This is a genomic window from Streptomyces sp. NPDC087859 (assembly GCF_044742595.1).
Classification (GTDB): domain Bacteria; phylum Actinomycetota; class Actinomycetes; order Streptomycetales; family Streptomycetaceae; genus Streptomyces; species Streptomyces canus_F.
In genome coordinates this window covers 89,229-104,214 of the sequence record NZ_JBIUUU010000013.1, presented here as the reverse complement: position 1 = coordinate 104,214, position 14,986 = coordinate 89,229, and the positions used below count along the sequence as shown (strand labels likewise).

Sequence of the window (14,986 nt, the reverse complement as noted above, 5' to 3'; positions counted from 1 at the left end):
GGATCCTCGCCGGGGGCCATTCACCGCACGGATTCACGCGATGCCGTCGCCCCTGTCTCGCCGCATCCTCCAACCGTGCTCCTACGTATGCGACTTGGGGACGGCGTCGGCATCCGCGGGCTCGATCGCCCAGCGTTGGCCGCCGGATGCGTCGCGGTCGGCCACGACCACCTGGGAGAGCTTGCCGTCCCGGTCCGGTGCCAGGGCCAGGTCCTGACGTCGGCGCAGAAGGAGCTCACCGCGGCCCGTGAGGACGTATGTCACCTCGCCGGTGGGCGCGATGCACAGCGAGAGCCGGACGTTCCGCGTCTGAGGGTCGGCGGCCAGGCAGAGGGAGGGGTCGGCGCCGCTGCGCAGCAGACCGTCGAACTCGTAGGACCACCGCTCGGACCCGGCCGACGAACACGCCGCCAGCCCGATGGCCGCGCCGACCGAGGCCCGGCTGTCGACGGCCAGGCACTCTCCGGTGGCCAGGTTGTGCAGCCTGCCCTCGACGGACGTGCCGGAGCCCGGTGAAGTGGAGGATGCGGCACCGGTCCGTCCGGTGGAACCGGGGCTCGGGATGCCGTTGGCGGGAGCCCCCCAGGCCGGTGTGTCCGACGCGGGCGTGTCGTTGTCGTCGGACCAGTTCCGGGCTGCCAGTACGGCCGCCAGGAGAGCGAGAGAGGCCACGGCTGCGGCGGCGAACGCGCGATACCTTCTCTCGGCCGTGGTGCGATGGCGTCCGACGGTGACCGGAGGTGCCTGCTCGTGCTGCGGTGCGGACCGCCACGCTCCGGGGGTGCTGCGGCCGGGACGCGTGGCGAGGTAACGCCGCCCTCCCCAGCCGAGCACGGAATCGGCCAGCAGAAGCCCCAACCGGCCTTCGCAGTATTCGAGTTGCTCGGCGGTGGATTGGCAATGCGGACACTGCGTCAGATGCTGTTGGACATCCGGGAGCAGTGTGGCGCCCCGTCGAATGGGGACGTCGATAAGGCTGCTGTAGAACCGGCACTCCTCGGACGGGGCGAATTGCGTGTGAGCACGCACCAGACCGGTCCGGAATTGTTCACGGGCCTTACTCAAGGCAGTTTTCGCGGCAACGGTTTCCATACCCAGCAAGCCGGCGGGTATCTCGATGGGTTCCGCCTCGACCTCCGTGTGCCACAGAAGGCATTGGGAGAAATCCGACAACGCCACGAAGGCGCGTTCGGCGAGTTTCCGATTGGCGGGGGCTTCCGGCCTGGCCGTGTGCAGACCTCGACCGCCGGTCGGTTTGCGCAGTTCCGGCAGGGCCGCGCACGTCTTGTCGTTCGCGGCCCAGGCGCGGACGGTCTCGCGGACCGTCACCAGCAGTTGTGGACGCAGCGCCGCCGCGGGAGCGCCGTCCGTGAGTCGGTCCAGCAGCCGCTGGAACGCGCTGGCGGCCACGAACTGGGCGGTGGGAGTGGCGGAGGCCAGGCACAGGAGTGCGTAGTCGCGCGCGGCGAGCCAGTGGCGGGCCAGCAACACGGCTGTCGCGTGGTGTCGTTCGTCGACGTCGCCGTCCAGTTGGGCGACGAGGTCCGGATCCGGCTCCCCGAGGGGTAGTCCGGGACGGGGCGGGTACGGCGGGCGTGGGGGGTGGGAAACCTGCACGGAACCCTTTCCTTTTCGTGGCAGGACGGCATGCGAAATGACGTTCCGTCGGAAAGCGCTGGGTGATTGGTTCATACCTTGAGGATGCCTTTTGCCTGGTCAGGGCCGGGACTCTCTCAAGCGAGGCTCACCTTCGCATACGCGAGTCGGGCGAGACAAGCGCTATCTCTGACCGATTTTCAAAACCGTGCGGGCGATAGAATGTTACCGGCGGTAGTAGCACCTGCATTCGAAGGCTGTGATGTGAAACTATCGGACGCTCTGGTGAGTCTCGCGGCATTTCTCCGGCAAAACGACGGAGTCCCGTACGTCATCCGTTTCAGGTCGTGTCCCTGACCCAGGGCAGTGTGAACCGTTCCAGTAACACCAAGGCGAAGTAGAGGAGGATGCTCATCAACCCGATCAGGATGATCGCGGCCCAGGCGGTGGCGGTGTCACCCACCCCGCCGGCTTGCACGATCAGATAGCCCAGCCCGGCCTCACCGGCCTGGAACTCGCCGATGACCGCACCGATCGCGGCGAGGGGCATGGCCACCTTCAATCCGACGAAGATCTGCGGCAGCGCGGCGGGAAACCGGACCTTGCGGAATGCCTGCCAGCGAGAGGCATCCAGCGAGCGCGCCAACTCGGCCAGGTCCGCCGGGGTGGAGGTGAGGCCGGTCGCGGTGGACAGCACGATCGGGAAGAAGCAGAGCAGGAAGACCATGGTCAGGACCGGCTTCTGCCCCCATCCGAGCGCCCCCACCAACAGCGGCCCGAGCGCGATCTTCGGAACCGCGTTGACGGCCACCAGCAGCGGCGTGAACATGCGCTCCAGTACCCGCGAGGCGGCCAGCGACAGTCCGATCAGGACTCCGCAGGCGCTGGACAGAGCGAACCCGACCACCGTCTCCACCGTGGTGTCACCGGTGTGTTCGAGGAACCGGGCCGGGGTCGCGGTGAACGCCGAGAGCACAGCACCTGGCGGAGGCAGTACTGCCGGGTGGATCACCTCCAGCACCGACGTGAGAAGCCACCACACGCCGAGCGCGACCGACAGCCCGGCCATGGGCAGCAGCACGACGCCGACGCCCGTCCCGCGGCGCGGACCGACTCGTGGCACCGGCTCCGGGCCCGCCGTGGGGGACTGCTGCGGCCTCGAGAGTTCGGTCATCCCATCCTTCTCCAGGGCGGCTCCTCACCAGCGCGGCGCGGTCAGGCCTTCGGTACCAGGCCGAAGTCGATGATCTGCTCAGGGGTCATCCCTTTCGGCAGCGCGCCCGCGTCCTCCAGGATCTTGATGCTCCTCGCCACCCGCCCGGAGTCCAGCGTTCCGAGCGCCGTGCCGGAACCGTCCTTCGGGGTGACGTACGCGGCCATCAACTCCAACTCGGCTGCCGCAGCCGTCGGATTCGTGGTGTCCACGTTCCGCTTCAGGATCTCGGAGGCTTCCTTCGAGTGGGCCAGGCTGTACTCCAGGCCCTTGAGCAGCGCGGCGGTGAACCGCCGCACCATCTCCGGATCCTGCTCGGCGATCTTCTTGGAGGTGATCAGCACGTTTCCGTACAGGTCGGGGATCACGTCGCTGTACGGCAGCAGCACGGCCTTCTTCTTCGTCACCGCCTCGATGGTCGGCTTGCCCACCACGAACTGGCCGATACCGTCCACCGAGCCGCCGGCGAGCGTGCCCATCAGGGTCTGCGCCTCGCCGTTGACCCAGGTCACCTTGTCGGCGTCCACACCGGCCAGCCGGGCGTAAGTCGGGAAGAGGTTGCGTACGACAGAGCCGGGCGTGTCGGCGAGCCGTTTGCCTTCGAGGTCCTTCGGTGTGGCGATGCCGTTGCCCTCGGTCGTGGCGATCGCGGCCATGGTGCGCTGCTGGATGGCGGCCACGGCGACGAAGTCCTTCGCCTGACCGTTGCCCATGTGCAGCAGACCTCCCGTCAGGTCGATCGGGCCGAACTGCGCCTGGCCGCTCACGACGGCCGGGATCACACCGCCGGTGCCCTGCCCAGGCCTGATCCGCACGTCGAAGCCGGCCTCTTCGAAGAACCCCTTGTCCTTCGCGACCCAGGCGTACGCGTCCCGGCCGAAGCTGCCGAAGGAGGTCAGGTAGGTCACCTTCTTCAGCGCCTTGCCGTCGTCACCGGCGTCGGCGTCGGAATCCGAGCCGCCGCACCCCGCCACCAGCGCCAGCGCTGTGGTCAGGGCTGCCGCGGCGACCGTACGGGCGAACCTGATCATGCGCACAGTGTTGTCCTTTCCGACCGCCGAACGCGCCGGCGGCGGGGCGTCGGGACAGACGAGACGGAACGGCGTCACGGCTGCCGAGGGCATGACACGTGGTGCGGACAACAGCGTACGAGGGATGGGTAGTTGTGGGCCAGATGTATGTCATTGGGGCATGCATCGACAGGACGACGGGTACCGCCGATCGGCCTGCTGCGAGTAGCCTGATCGGGCGATAGGACCCGGCCGGCATGACGATTGCCAGGGGATGGGGAGACCGCCGGATGATCAGACTCACCGGTGTGTCCCGGAACTTCACCAGCCGGTCCGGTTCGACGGTGGCGCTCCAGGACATCGGCCTTCACATCGCCGAGAGCGAGTTCGTGGCGGTGGTGGGCCGGTCCGGGTGCGGCAAGTCCACGCTGCTCCGGCTGATCGCCGGTCTCCTGCCGGTCACCGAGGGCGAGATCACCATCGGCGGCGAACGAGTCAGCGGAGCCCGGCGGGACGTCGCCATGCTGTTCCAGCGGCCGGCACTGCTGCCCTGGCGGTCTGTCCTCGACAACGTCCTGCTGCCCGTGGAGATCTTCGGCTGGAACAAGGCGAAGCACCGCGAGCGGGCGTACCGGCTGCTGGAGACGGCCGGACTGAACGGCTTCGAGAAGCACCGGCCGCACGAACTGTCCGGCGGTATGCAGCAGCGTGTCGCGCTGTGCCGATCGCTGATGGGCGAGCCGCGGGTGCTGCTCATGGACGAGCCGTTCTCCGCACTCGACGCGCTGACCCGCGCGGATCTCGCGGTGGAACTACAGCGCATCCACCTCGAGAACTCGTCCACCGTCGTCTTCGTCACGCACTCGATAGACGAGGCCGTGCTGCTCGCCGACCGAGTGGTGGTGCTCACCCCGCGCCCGGGCCGGATCCGCAAGATCGTCGACATCGCCATTCCCCGGCCGAGGACGCTGGGCCGGACCGCGCACCTGGGCGAAGTGGCCCGGTGCAGCGCCGATCTGCACGAACTGCTGATGGAACGGGACATGTCCAGGACGGCCGAAACGGAGGGGCGATGAGCCTGCGGATCTGCGTCTTCACCGAGCCGCACCGCGGCGCCGACTACGAGGATCAGCGGCGCTTCGCACAACTCGTCGAGGCCGGCGGATTCGAGGGCTTCTTCAGGGCCGATCACTATCAGACGATGGGTGCCGATCCCGGCCTGCCCGGCCCCACCGACGCCTGGATCACGCTCGGCGCGCTCGCCCGGGAGACCTCCAGGATCCGGCTGGGCACCCTGGTCACCTCGGCCACCTTCCGGCTGCCGGGGCCGCTCGCCGTGATGGTGGCGCAGGTGGACCGGATGAGCGGGGGGCGGGTCGAACTGGGCCTCGGCGCGGGTTGGTACGAGCGGGAACACACCTCGTACGGCATCCCGTTCCCGCCCGCCCCGGAGCGCTTCGATCGGCTGGAGGAGCAACTGGCGGTGATCACCGGCCTGTGGCGGACACCGGTCGGTGAGAGCTTCAGCTACCACGGCGACCACTACCAGCTCGTCGACGCGCCCGCCCTGCCGAAGCCTGTGCAGGTGCCTGGGCCGCCGATCATCGTGGGGGGCCGCGGCCTCAAGCGCACCCCCGAGCTGGCGGCCCGGTACGCCGACGAGTTCAACATGCCCTTCAAGTCGGTGGCCGAGACTGCCCGCGCGTACCGGCGGGTTGCCGAGGCGTGCGACCGGACCGGGCGGGCCGGCGCGGGCCGGCCACCACTGGTGCTCTCGGCCGGTGTCGTGGCGGCCATCGGCCGTACGGACGAGGACGTGCGACGGCGGGCCGCCCCGCTCCACACCAAGAGCGCGCTGCCACCGGAGGATGCGGTGGTCGGGTCCCCAGCCCAACTTGTGCAAAGACTCGGTGAGTTCGCCGCGATCGGCGCGACCCGTATCCATCTGCGGCTCATCGACTTCGATGACCTCGACCACCTGGAACTCATCGCCGGTGAGGTGCTTCCGCAGCTGTAGGGCGCGGCGCGAACACGACGTGACGTCCCCATGACGCGACATGCGAACGGGCGCGGGTGGAAGGGGTTTCCCCGGGCCGGGACCCGGGGTTCTCGCGGTCAGGAACGGGTGCGTTCGACCTTCGTCGTGCCGGAGCCGACGGGCCCGATCCGCAGCACGGTGCCGGTGAGGTCGGTGAGCGGCGTGACCTCCACGCGTCCCTGCCCGCCGGGTGCCTTCGCGGTCACCCGGTACTCCGCCGGATCGGCGTCGCCGATCTCCACCTCCAGTACCGCGCGGGAGTTGGGCGGCACGGTCACCCGAGTCGTATGGGCATCGGTCGAGCGGTGTACGGCGACCTTGACCGGGCCGCGCACGGACGGGACCGTCCCGGCGACCTCGGTCAGCGCGCCGGTCCTGGGGCGGATGAGGAACTCGGCAGCTCCCGGGGCGGTGACGCGGACACCGAGCACGTGCCGGGGGATCGCGTTGGCCGGAGCGGACGCCCAGGCGTGGGAGAGCGTCATGTTGGACTTCAGCGCGGGGTCCCAGGCCTCGGTGACGATGGTGGCCTTGAGCGTGTCGAGCATGTGCAGCCAGGAGTTGGTGGCCGTGGAGGTGAGCAGCTCGAGCGCGGCATCGGCGCGGCCGAGCCGGAAGAGGGCGTCCAGGAGGAACTGCGCCCCGTACACGCTCACCCGCATGCCGCCCGCGGCGAGGGTGTCCGCGAGCCGGGCGCGTACCTCGTCGTCGAGGGTGTCCGCGACGCCGAGCGCGACGGGGAAGGCGCTGGCGTGCTGGGCGCTGTGCGTGGTGCCCTCGCCGTCGAGGAACCGGCCGCCGGAGCTGTCGAGCAGGGTGGCGCGCATGGCGGCGGCGAGAGTGTCGGCGCGGGAGCTCAGGGCCTTCGCGTCGTCGTCCTTGCCGAGTGCTGCCGCGCACTTGGCCAGGGCGTCGAAGGCCGCGTACTGGAAGGCGTTGACGACGGTGTTGACGTTGGTGAAGACGTAGCCGTCGCGGCTGGCGGTCGGCCAGTCGACGAGGTCGCCCAGGTCCTGGCTGCTGCTGCCGGGCGCCTTGCGGACCAGGCCCTGGGAGTCGAGGTAGGCGGTGAGGTTCTTCGCGGCGAGCAGGTCGTAGTCCTTGGCGAGCTGCCGGTCGTCACCGGTGGCGAGGTAGTCCTCCCAGGCGGACAGCGCGCACATCAGCCGGTACTCGGTGGGCCAAGTGCCCTTGCGGGCCAGGTAGTCGTTGGACCAGCGGGCCAGGGCGTAGGAGCGCTGGACACCGTACTCGGAGAGCTGGTTGATCAGTGCGTCACCCTCGTAGGGGCCGCGTTCCCGGGTCGGGGTGTCGGTGTAGAGGTCGCCGCGGGTGGCCTCGATGGAGTACCGGCACAGCTCCCAGACCCGGTCGAGATCGGGGTCGGAGCTGTGGAAGGACGCGTCGGTGTCGTCCCAGTCGAGCCTCCAGGTGCGTCCGGTGACGACGGCCCCGGACAGGTCGAGCGTCGTGCGCAGTTCGGCCCAGCGGAAGCCGCGGTAACCCCAGTGCTCGAAGGCCTGCTTGCCGTCGCGCAGGGTCCAGACCTCGCGGTACGTGTTGGTGGCGCGCAGTTGGTACTTGACGGTGCCGTCGGAGTTCAGCTCCTCGCCCAGGCGCACCTCGACGGTGTCGCCCGCGCTCCCGGTGACCTCCAGGGACAGCCCGCCGACGATCTCCCGGCCGAGGTCCACCAGCCAGCGGCCGTCGGCGACCTTCGTGACGGAGGCGGGGGCGACGTCGTGCAGCCGCGGCGACTCGATCGGGGCCGGGACGAGTCCGCTGATCGCGGTGCGGACGACGGGAGTGTGCCAGTCGCTGTCGTCGAAGCCGGGCCGGGTCCAGCCGACGGGCTCCTGCCGCAGATCCCAGTACTCCTGCGGGACGGTGAAGTAGCTGCTGCCCGCGCTGCCCTTCGAAGGCAGCAGTCCGGCCTGGCGGCGCGCCTTCCAGTGGTCTCCCGAGGCGACGGTGGTCCGGCCGCCGTCGGTGTATGTGATCTCCAGCTGGGCCAGGAACTTCTGCTGTGAGGTGGTCCAGCACAACGCGGCGAGCGCGTTCGGTCCGTCGTCGGTCCGCAGGGTCGAGGTGACGTCGAACGCCTGGTACGCGGTCCCGGTGCCGGAGCGCACGGAGGCGTGCCCGACCACCGTGCCGTTGCTCCACACCTTGGCCACGTACTGCCGGGCCGGGTCGGGGGAGGTGGCGGCTACGTAGAGGACGGCGGCGGCCACCTCCTTGCCCGCGGCCGTGTCGTACTCGTGGCGCAGCAGCGCCCAGGTGTCGTCGGCCCCGTAGGAGGAGAGTGAGGAGGCGCCGGTCGGGAACGTGAGCGTGCCGCCGGAGATCGTGCCGGTCGAGAAGGTGCCCTTGTCGGTGGCGAAGTCGTCGTCGAGGAGGACGGTCCCGTCGGCGGCGGTGAAGGTGACGCGGTCGTAGACCTGGGACTCGGTCAGGCCGTTGCGCAGGCCGATGTTGCCGGAGGCGTAACGGCTGTCGGTGGTGGTGTCGACCACGGTGCCGTTGACGCTGGTGGTGAAGGTGGAGCCGGTCATGGTGACGGCGAGGTCGAGCCACTCCCCGGTGACGAGGGCGGACGGCAGGCGGACCTCGCCGAGGACGCTGTAGGTGCCGTTCACACAGACGTGCTTGCGCAGGATGCCGGGACTGCCGACGCGCAGCTGCCACATGTAGTTGTTGGCGGTGTTCGCGGCGCGGAACCACACCCCGGCGGCCACGGTGGTGATCTTCAGCCGGACGGCGAGGGTGCCGTCCGTCATGACCGGTCCGGACGGCACCCAGATCGGCTCGGCCTCCCACTCGTCCTCGACCGCGGTGGCGAGCAGGGCGGGCTCCGACCAGGCCGACCGCTTCTCGCCCCAGCTGGCAACCCGCCACCAGTAGGCGGTACGAGGCTGGAGGGCCGCCCCCGCGTACGGCACGGCGGTGGAGTCGGCGGACCTGCGCTTGCCCGAGTCCCAGACGAGCCGCTCGTCCTCGAAACCGCCCGGAGTGGCGGCCAGTTGCAGCTGATAGGCGTGCTGGAGGGTGCCGGGGCCGAAGTCGGGCACCTGCCAGCTGAACCGGGGGCGCTGCCCGGCGCTCGTGGCCAGTGCCTGCGGCAGCAGGTCGGCCAGCGTCCCGGTCGGCGCGGGCGGTTTGCCGTGGGCTGTGATGCCGGCCGGGCCGTCCGCCGCGAGTGCCCGGGGCCCGCTCAGTACGACCGAGGCGGCCGTGGCACCACCGAGTTGGAGAAGTCTTCGACGCGACAGGTCCCAGGACATGGTGCACCCTCGGCTCGTGAAAGGTTTCAATGCGATTGCCCGGAGGTTAGGGTTCCGAGGCGTGGTGGTCAATGCCTGCGCCGAGAATGAGTTCGCCGTGGGTTGAATCGATTTAGGCCCGGTTGTCGATGGCGCGAGGGACTGCGCAGACCTGTGCAGACCTGTCAGGTCACATCGTGGCGCGCAGGTGGCTGACGGTGACGAAGTGGTAGCCGCGGGCGCCGAGGGTGCGCAGGATCTCGGGGACCGCGGCCACCGACGTGGCGTGGATGTCGTGCATGAGGACGACGTCGTTGCGCTGCACCTTGCCGATGACGCTCTGCGCCACCTTCGCTGCGTCGGGGTACTTCCAGTCCTCGGTGTCCAGGGTCCACAGCACGGGCGAGAGCTTGGTGGCGCCGCGGACGGTGCTGTTGACCGCGCCGTAAGGCGGCCGGAAGAGGGTGGGGGCCTTGCCGGTCGCGGCCTTGATGGCCGCGCTGGTGCGGTTCAGCTGGTAGGCGACCTGCTCGGAGGTGAGCTTGGTGAGGTCGGGATGGCTCCAGGAGTGGTTGCCCACCTCGTTGCCGGCATGTGCCTCGGCGCGGACCAGGTCGGGGTGGGCGACGACATTCTGGCCGACCGTGAAGAAGGTGGCCCGGGCGTCGTACTGCGCCAGGTAGGTCAGCAGGGTCGCCGTCTCCGGGACCGCGGGCCCGTCGTCGAAGGTCAGGGCGACGCACTTCACCTTCTCGCAGTCGGTGTCGTCGTCGCCGGAGGCCGTGTGCGTGGGTACGGCGGGGGTGGGGGTAGCGGCCGCCCCGAGGTCGAGCGGGCCGGACGGCCGCATGGTCTGCTGCTGCGCGCGCTTGCCGAAGGCGGACAGCCAAGGGGTGACCGTCGTCCTGGGGAAGGTCACGACATAGGTGCCGGCGGCGGGGGTGCCGACCTCGCCCCGGTCGAAGGTCACCCGCAGTCCGCCGTCGGCGGTGTAGGCCATGTCGTCCAGGATGGTGGTCTGGTTCGACGGGTCGGCGAACGCCTCGTCCAGCGTGTCCGCGTCGGTGCCCTCGCGTCCCTCGAGCTGCTTCTTCAGGGCGGAGACGAAGGCGTCCCGGGACCCGTCCTCGACGAGCCCGAGCGCGGTGCGGTACGCGCCCGCCCGTCCGTCGTACCAGTAGGTGCTCACACTCAGCCCACTGCCTGCCGCGGAGTGGTCCAGGGTGGTGAGCCGGACGCCGAGGACGTCCCTGGAGGCGACCAGGAACTGGTGGCTGATGTTGAGCTCTCCGACAGCGCCGGCCCTGCCGCCGTCGTCGCACGCCGAGCGGAAGGTGGCCAGGCGCCCGTCCACGTCCTTCTTCATCGCGGCGGTCATCGCCTCGGCGCCCGGCACGTCCGGGTAGCCGGCCGCGAAGGGGCAGGAAGTGTCCTCACTGCTGTCGTTGACGATCCGCAGACCCTTGATCTTCGAGGGGTCCACCGTCCGCACCGGCGCAGTGCCGGAGGTCGATCCGGGCCGTGCTCCGGCGGGCGTCGGGTCCGGCGTCCCGGAGGACGCGGACGAACAGGCAGCCGTCAGGGAGAGCGAGCCGAGCAGCAGGAGGGAGGGGAACAGGAGATGTGTACGCATGAGACCAGAACCTGGACTAGGGGGTTTGTCGGAGTCCGATCGTCCAGGTCAGAGGCGTTTTTCAGCGACCGTCACCGTCACTGTGAACAAAAGAATCCGGCTCAGCGTGCCGTGGCGCACACCTGCCGGTACGCCACGTCGGGCACATACGTCCGCCACTGGGCCTCGGTGAGTCCGCCGCCGACCCGGTCGCACAGGATGCGGGCGACGTCGTCCGCGCCGATCCGGTGCCGCTGGAGCAGCACATCCGGACCACCGGCGTAGAGGGTGGCGCCGTCGCGGGTGAAGGCGAGGGTGTCGATCTCGTCGCCGGATGTGGGCAGGTCGCTGCCGAGGAGCCGTTGCCCGGCGGTGTCCCACAGGCGCAGGGTGCCGTTGCGGCCGCCCACGGCGAGGGTCCCGCCGTCGGAGGAGAAGGCGAGCGCGCCCACGGCCTCGGGCTCGCCCACGGAGACGGTGTCGGAGGTGCCGGTCAGGATGCCCGTACGGGTGCGCAGGTCGCCGTCCCACAGGGTGACGTGGCCGGTGGAGTCGCCGACGGCGAGCCGGGTGCCGTCAGGGCTGAAAGCCAGCGCGGTGACCTGTCGGCCGTCGGCCAGGGCGCGTCCGCGCACGTGACGGGACGGCAGCTCGGCGTACCGGTCGGCGGAACCGGCGAGCAGCCGGCCGTCGGGCCGCAGGGCGAGCCTGTCCGCGTTGAGGGCGCTCAGGGTGGCCGTGCGGCGGTGGGCGGCGGTGTCCCAGACCTCGGTCGTGCCGTCGCCACCGGGTGAGCGCGCGGCCAGCAGCGTCCGGCCGCCGGTGCCAAGGGCGAGAGCGGAGGCGATGCGATCCGCCGCACCGGAGGTCTGGAACGACGTACGGACCCGGTGAGCGGGGACGTCCCAGATGGTGAAGCGCTGCCGGAGGGAGCCGTGCGAGGACACGGTGTCGGCGACGGCCAGGGCCCGACCGTCCGGACTGAAGGCCAGCGGTGGGGCACCGTCGGTACCGTCGTCCGGCAGGGCACCGAGCGTGGTGCGGGCGAGGACGGCACCCGTACGTGTGGCGCGCAGTTCGAAGCGGTAGCCGGAGCCTGAACGGGTGGCCGTGGCCAGGACGGTGCCGTCCGGGCTGAGCGCGGTCGCGTCGGCCGGGGTGCTCTGCCAGTGAGCGTCCAGGCGCTCGCTCAGGTCGTACGTGCGCACCGTGGCGCCGTCGAGATAGCGCAGCGTCCGACCCTTGCCCGGGGCCCAGGTCAGGCCGCTCACCTCGGCACCGGCCAACGGAGTGTGGAAGACCTGCCCGCCGCCGAGGTCCAGCGACCACGCGGCGATCTCCTGGTCGTCGGCCGTGGCCAGGAACCGCCCGTCCGGGGACAGGACGGCCTGCGTGAAACCGCTGGTGCCGCCGCTCTGGAAGTCGGCGACCTGCTGTCCGCCGGAGACGTCCCAGACCGTGGCCGAGTTGCCGGAGAGCACGGCCAGGCGTCGGCCGTCCCCGCTGAACCGCAGTTGACGGGAGCCGTGGTCCGCCCCCGAACCGGTGCCGCAGACGGTGCCGTCCGCCTTCGTCCAGGAACCCGACAGCCTCTTGCCATGGACGGTGTCCCACACCTGGGGCGCGCCGTCGGCGGGACACAGGGCGAGGAGGCGGCCGCCCGGGCCGACCGCGAAGGCGGTGAGGGCCCGCGGTGTCCGCGTGCTGAACAGAACCTTGTCGTCCCCGCCCCGGCGCACCGTGACCGGACCAGGACTGTCCACCGGCCCGGTGCCGAAGGCGCTGCCGTCGGACGCCGCCCAGTAGGCCGCGTCACCCAGGTCGGCGACGGGTCTGTCAGCGACGAGGTCCCACAGTTCGCCGCCGTCCTGGCCGGTCAGGACGACAGAGCGAGCGCCGAGGCCGGCGTCGGAGACCTCCGCGCCCGCGGGCAGGCGGTAGGTGGCGATGACCCGGTGGTCGGCCACGTCCCGGACGGTCACGTCGGAGCCGGTGACGGTGATGAGGGCGCGGCCTTCGTCGGTGAGGAAGCGCCGGGAGTTCTCACCCGTCTGCGGGTCGGTGAACGCGTCTCGCTCCGGTCGGGCCTGGGCGTCGAGCAGGGCCGAGTGGGACTCGGTCAGCGGGGCGAGCCGCCAGGCCGCGACGGAGAGCAGGGCGGCGGTGCGGGGGTCGGCGGAGCGCAGACTGTCGGCGACGGTGGCCAGGCGGCGGGCCGCCGCCTTGGCCGCCTCTTCGTCACTCGCCCGGTCGCGTTGCCAGGCCAGCAGGCCCGCGGCCAGGGCCAGGACGAGGAACGCGGAGAGTCCCACGGTGAGCAGGCGGGTACGGCGGGCAGCCCGTGCCCCGGCCTCCCGCTCGGCATCACGCGCGGAGCGGGAGACGTCGAGGAAGTCCCGCTCCAGTGCGGCGAGGTCGTCCTGGGATCGCTCGGCGAAGAACTCCTCGGCCTGGGTCAGCCGCGTGCCCCGGTACAGCGCTCCCGGATCCCGATCCAGCTGCTGCCAGGCACGGGCCGACTCCTCGAGCAGCCGCTGCGCCCGCAGCCGTCCCCGGCTCTCCTCGATCCAGCCGGCCAGTCGGGGCCAGCCGGTGATCAGTACCTCGTGGGCCAGCTCGACCGTGTCCCCGTCCAGGGTGACCAGCCGGGCGGCGGCGAGGCGTTCCAGCACGTCCCGCGTGTCGGACCCCAGCTCGGCCCGGGACGCCGGGCGGCGCGTGTCGGGGGCGCCGTCGCCGGGGGTGATGAGCCGCAGCAGGATGCGGCGGGCGGTACGGGCCTGCTCCGGCGCGAGGCCGCCGTAGACCTGCTCGGCGGTCGCGGCGATCGCCCCGCGCACACCGCCGGCCTCCTCGTACGCGGCCAGGGTGAGAGTACGGCCGCGGCGCCGGCGCCAGGTCTCCAGCAGGGCATGCGAGAGCATCGGCAGAGCACCGGGCTGGTCGGTGACCTCGTCGATGACGCGGGCGGTCAGCGCGCGCTCCACGTTCAGGCCCTTGGCGATCGCGGGCTGCGTGATCACGTCCCGCAGTTCCTCGCGGCCCATCGGGCCGATCAGCAGGGTCGCCCGACCGACCGCCTCCGCGAGCTGAGGATGGATGCCGCAGTGGCCGTAGAAGTCACCGCGCACGGCGATGGCAACGCGCAGCCGGCTCGCGGGCTCGCGGGCGGACAGCAGCAGATCCAGGAAGCGGTCGCGTTCCGCACGGTCATGGCAGAGGGTGAACAGCTCCTCGAACTGGTCGACGATCACCCAGGTGTCCAGGCCGCCGTCCTCGCCGTCCCCGTCGTCCTTCGGGACGAGTGCTCGCTCGTGCGTGCGCGCTGGCTGTTCACCGGGGGTGAGCACCCGGATCATCGCCGGGCGGTCGGTGCCCTGCGCCTGCCGCAGAGCGGGGATCAGCCCGGCCCGCAGCAGGGACGACTTGCCGCTGCCCGAGGGACCCGACACGACCGCGAACCGGTGCGCGCGCACCAGGCCCAGCAACTCGCCGACCTGCTTGTCCCGGCCGAAGAAAAGATCACTGTCACTCGGTTCGAAGCGGGCCAGACCCCGGTACGGTGCCCGCTCCTCGGTCGAGGCCGTCCGGACCTCCGCATCCGCCTCCCGCCAGCGCCGTTCCCATTCGTCGGGATCGCCGTCCAGCACCTGCACGTATGCCCGCAGCAAGGCGAGCGAGGGCAACTGGTCGCCTGCTGCGGCCTGGGACAGCGCGGTCGTCGAGTAGCCCGCCTGCTCGGCCATCTCCCGGTACGGCGGCTTTCCCGCCTTCTCGCGCAGCAGGCGCAGTTCGTGCGCGAACCGCTGTACGGGTCCGGCATCGGGGTCCACCGGCTTTTCTCGTCGTCCCACCGGGCCGTACCTTTCGCCCTGCAAACACACCAATGACCGGCGCCCAACCTACGTTCGGCCGCAGAGCCGAGCCAATTCCGGCCCATTCCGCGGACGCGGGACGGACACGGCCGTGCCTCCGGTCGTATCGGCGAAGACAACGGCGTGGAGCCGTGCGGGGCCCACACAAACGCCGGCCGCCGGGCGGCGGGCCACAGTGACGGACTCACCGCGAACGAAACCGTGCAACTGCGGCGTACCCAGATCTCGGACAGCCTGAGCTTCGAAGGAGTCATCCTGAACGGGCCACCCGGTGGGGACGGCCCGGCTCTGACCTGCAGGCTCATGCAGGCCGGACGTAGTGGAGCTGGAAGGCTTCGTTTACGGCTCCATCAAGAAGGTGGAGTCCGGCGAGCGGCGC

At 70.7% G+C, this 14,986-nt stretch carries 8 protein-coding genes; 2 read left to right on the top strand and 6 right to left on the bottom strand.

Going from position 1 to position 14,986, the window contains the following annotated elements; translation table 11 throughout:
- Positions 1-81: 81 nt before the first annotated feature.
- From ACIOHP_RS30865 to ACIOHP_RS30855, 3 genes are all read right to left on the bottom strand, one after another.
- Positions 82-1,617 carry an RICIN domain-containing protein gene (locus ACIOHP_RS30865; protein ID WP_401892581.1) on the bottom strand — a complete coding sequence of 512 codons (1,536 nt, stop codon included), beginning with the start codon at positions 1,615-1,617 and terminating at the stop codon, positions 82-84.
- Positions 1,618-1,936: 319 nt separating this feature from the next.
- A complete protein-coding gene (locus ACIOHP_RS30860; RefSeq protein WP_401892580.1) occupies positions 1,937-2,770 on the bottom strand; it encodes an ABC transporter permease in 834 nt (277 codons plus the stop codon).
- 41 nt (positions 2,771-2,811) lie between these two features.
- On the bottom strand, positions 2,812-3,840 hold the full coding sequence (locus tag ACIOHP_RS30855; RefSeq protein WP_401892578.1) for an ABC transporter substrate-binding protein: 1,029 nt from the start codon (positions 3,838-3,840) through the stop codon (positions 2,812-2,814).
- A 269-nt stretch (positions 3,841-4,109) separates the two neighbouring features.
- Between ACIOHP_RS30855 and ACIOHP_RS30850 the strand changes: the two genes are divergently transcribed.
- Together ACIOHP_RS30850 and ACIOHP_RS30845 are read left to right on the top strand one after the other, a co-directional pair.
- Positions 4,110-4,895 (top strand): ABC transporter ATP-binding protein, encoded by a 786-nt coding sequence (locus ACIOHP_RS30850; protein WP_401892577.1) that lies wholly within the window; start codon positions 4,110-4,112, stop codon positions 4,893-4,895.
- Complete coding sequence (locus ACIOHP_RS30845) at positions 4,892-5,836, top strand: LLM class F420-dependent oxidoreductase (protein ID WP_401892574.1); 945 nt, start codon at positions 4,892-4,894, stop codon at positions 5,834-5,836. The genes ACIOHP_RS30850 and ACIOHP_RS30845 overlap by 4 nt, the downstream gene beginning before the upstream one ends.
- Positions 5,837-5,934: 98 nt before the next feature.
- Here the strand turns inward: ACIOHP_RS30845 and ACIOHP_RS30840 are convergent, their stop codons facing one another.
- From ACIOHP_RS30840 to ACIOHP_RS30830, 3 genes are all read right to left on the bottom strand, one after another.
- On the bottom strand, positions 5,935-9,141 hold the full coding sequence (locus ACIOHP_RS30840) for a family 78 glycoside hydrolase catalytic domain (RefSeq protein WP_401892572.1): 3,207 nt from the start codon (positions 9,139-9,141) through the stop codon (positions 5,935-5,937).
- A gap of 169 nt (positions 9,142-9,310) precedes the next feature.
- On the bottom strand, positions 9,311-10,753 hold the full coding sequence (locus ACIOHP_RS30835; protein ID WP_401892569.1) for a polysaccharide deacetylase family protein: 1,443 nt from the start codon (positions 10,751-10,753) through the stop codon (positions 9,311-9,313).
- Positions 10,754-10,854: 101 nt separating this feature from the next.
- Positions 10,855-14,586, bottom strand: a complete 3,732-nt coding sequence (locus tag ACIOHP_RS30830) for a hypothetical protein (RefSeq protein WP_401892566.1) — start codon at positions 14,584-14,586, stop codon at positions 10,855-10,857.
- Between the last annotated feature and the right edge of the window lie 400 nt (positions 14,587-14,986).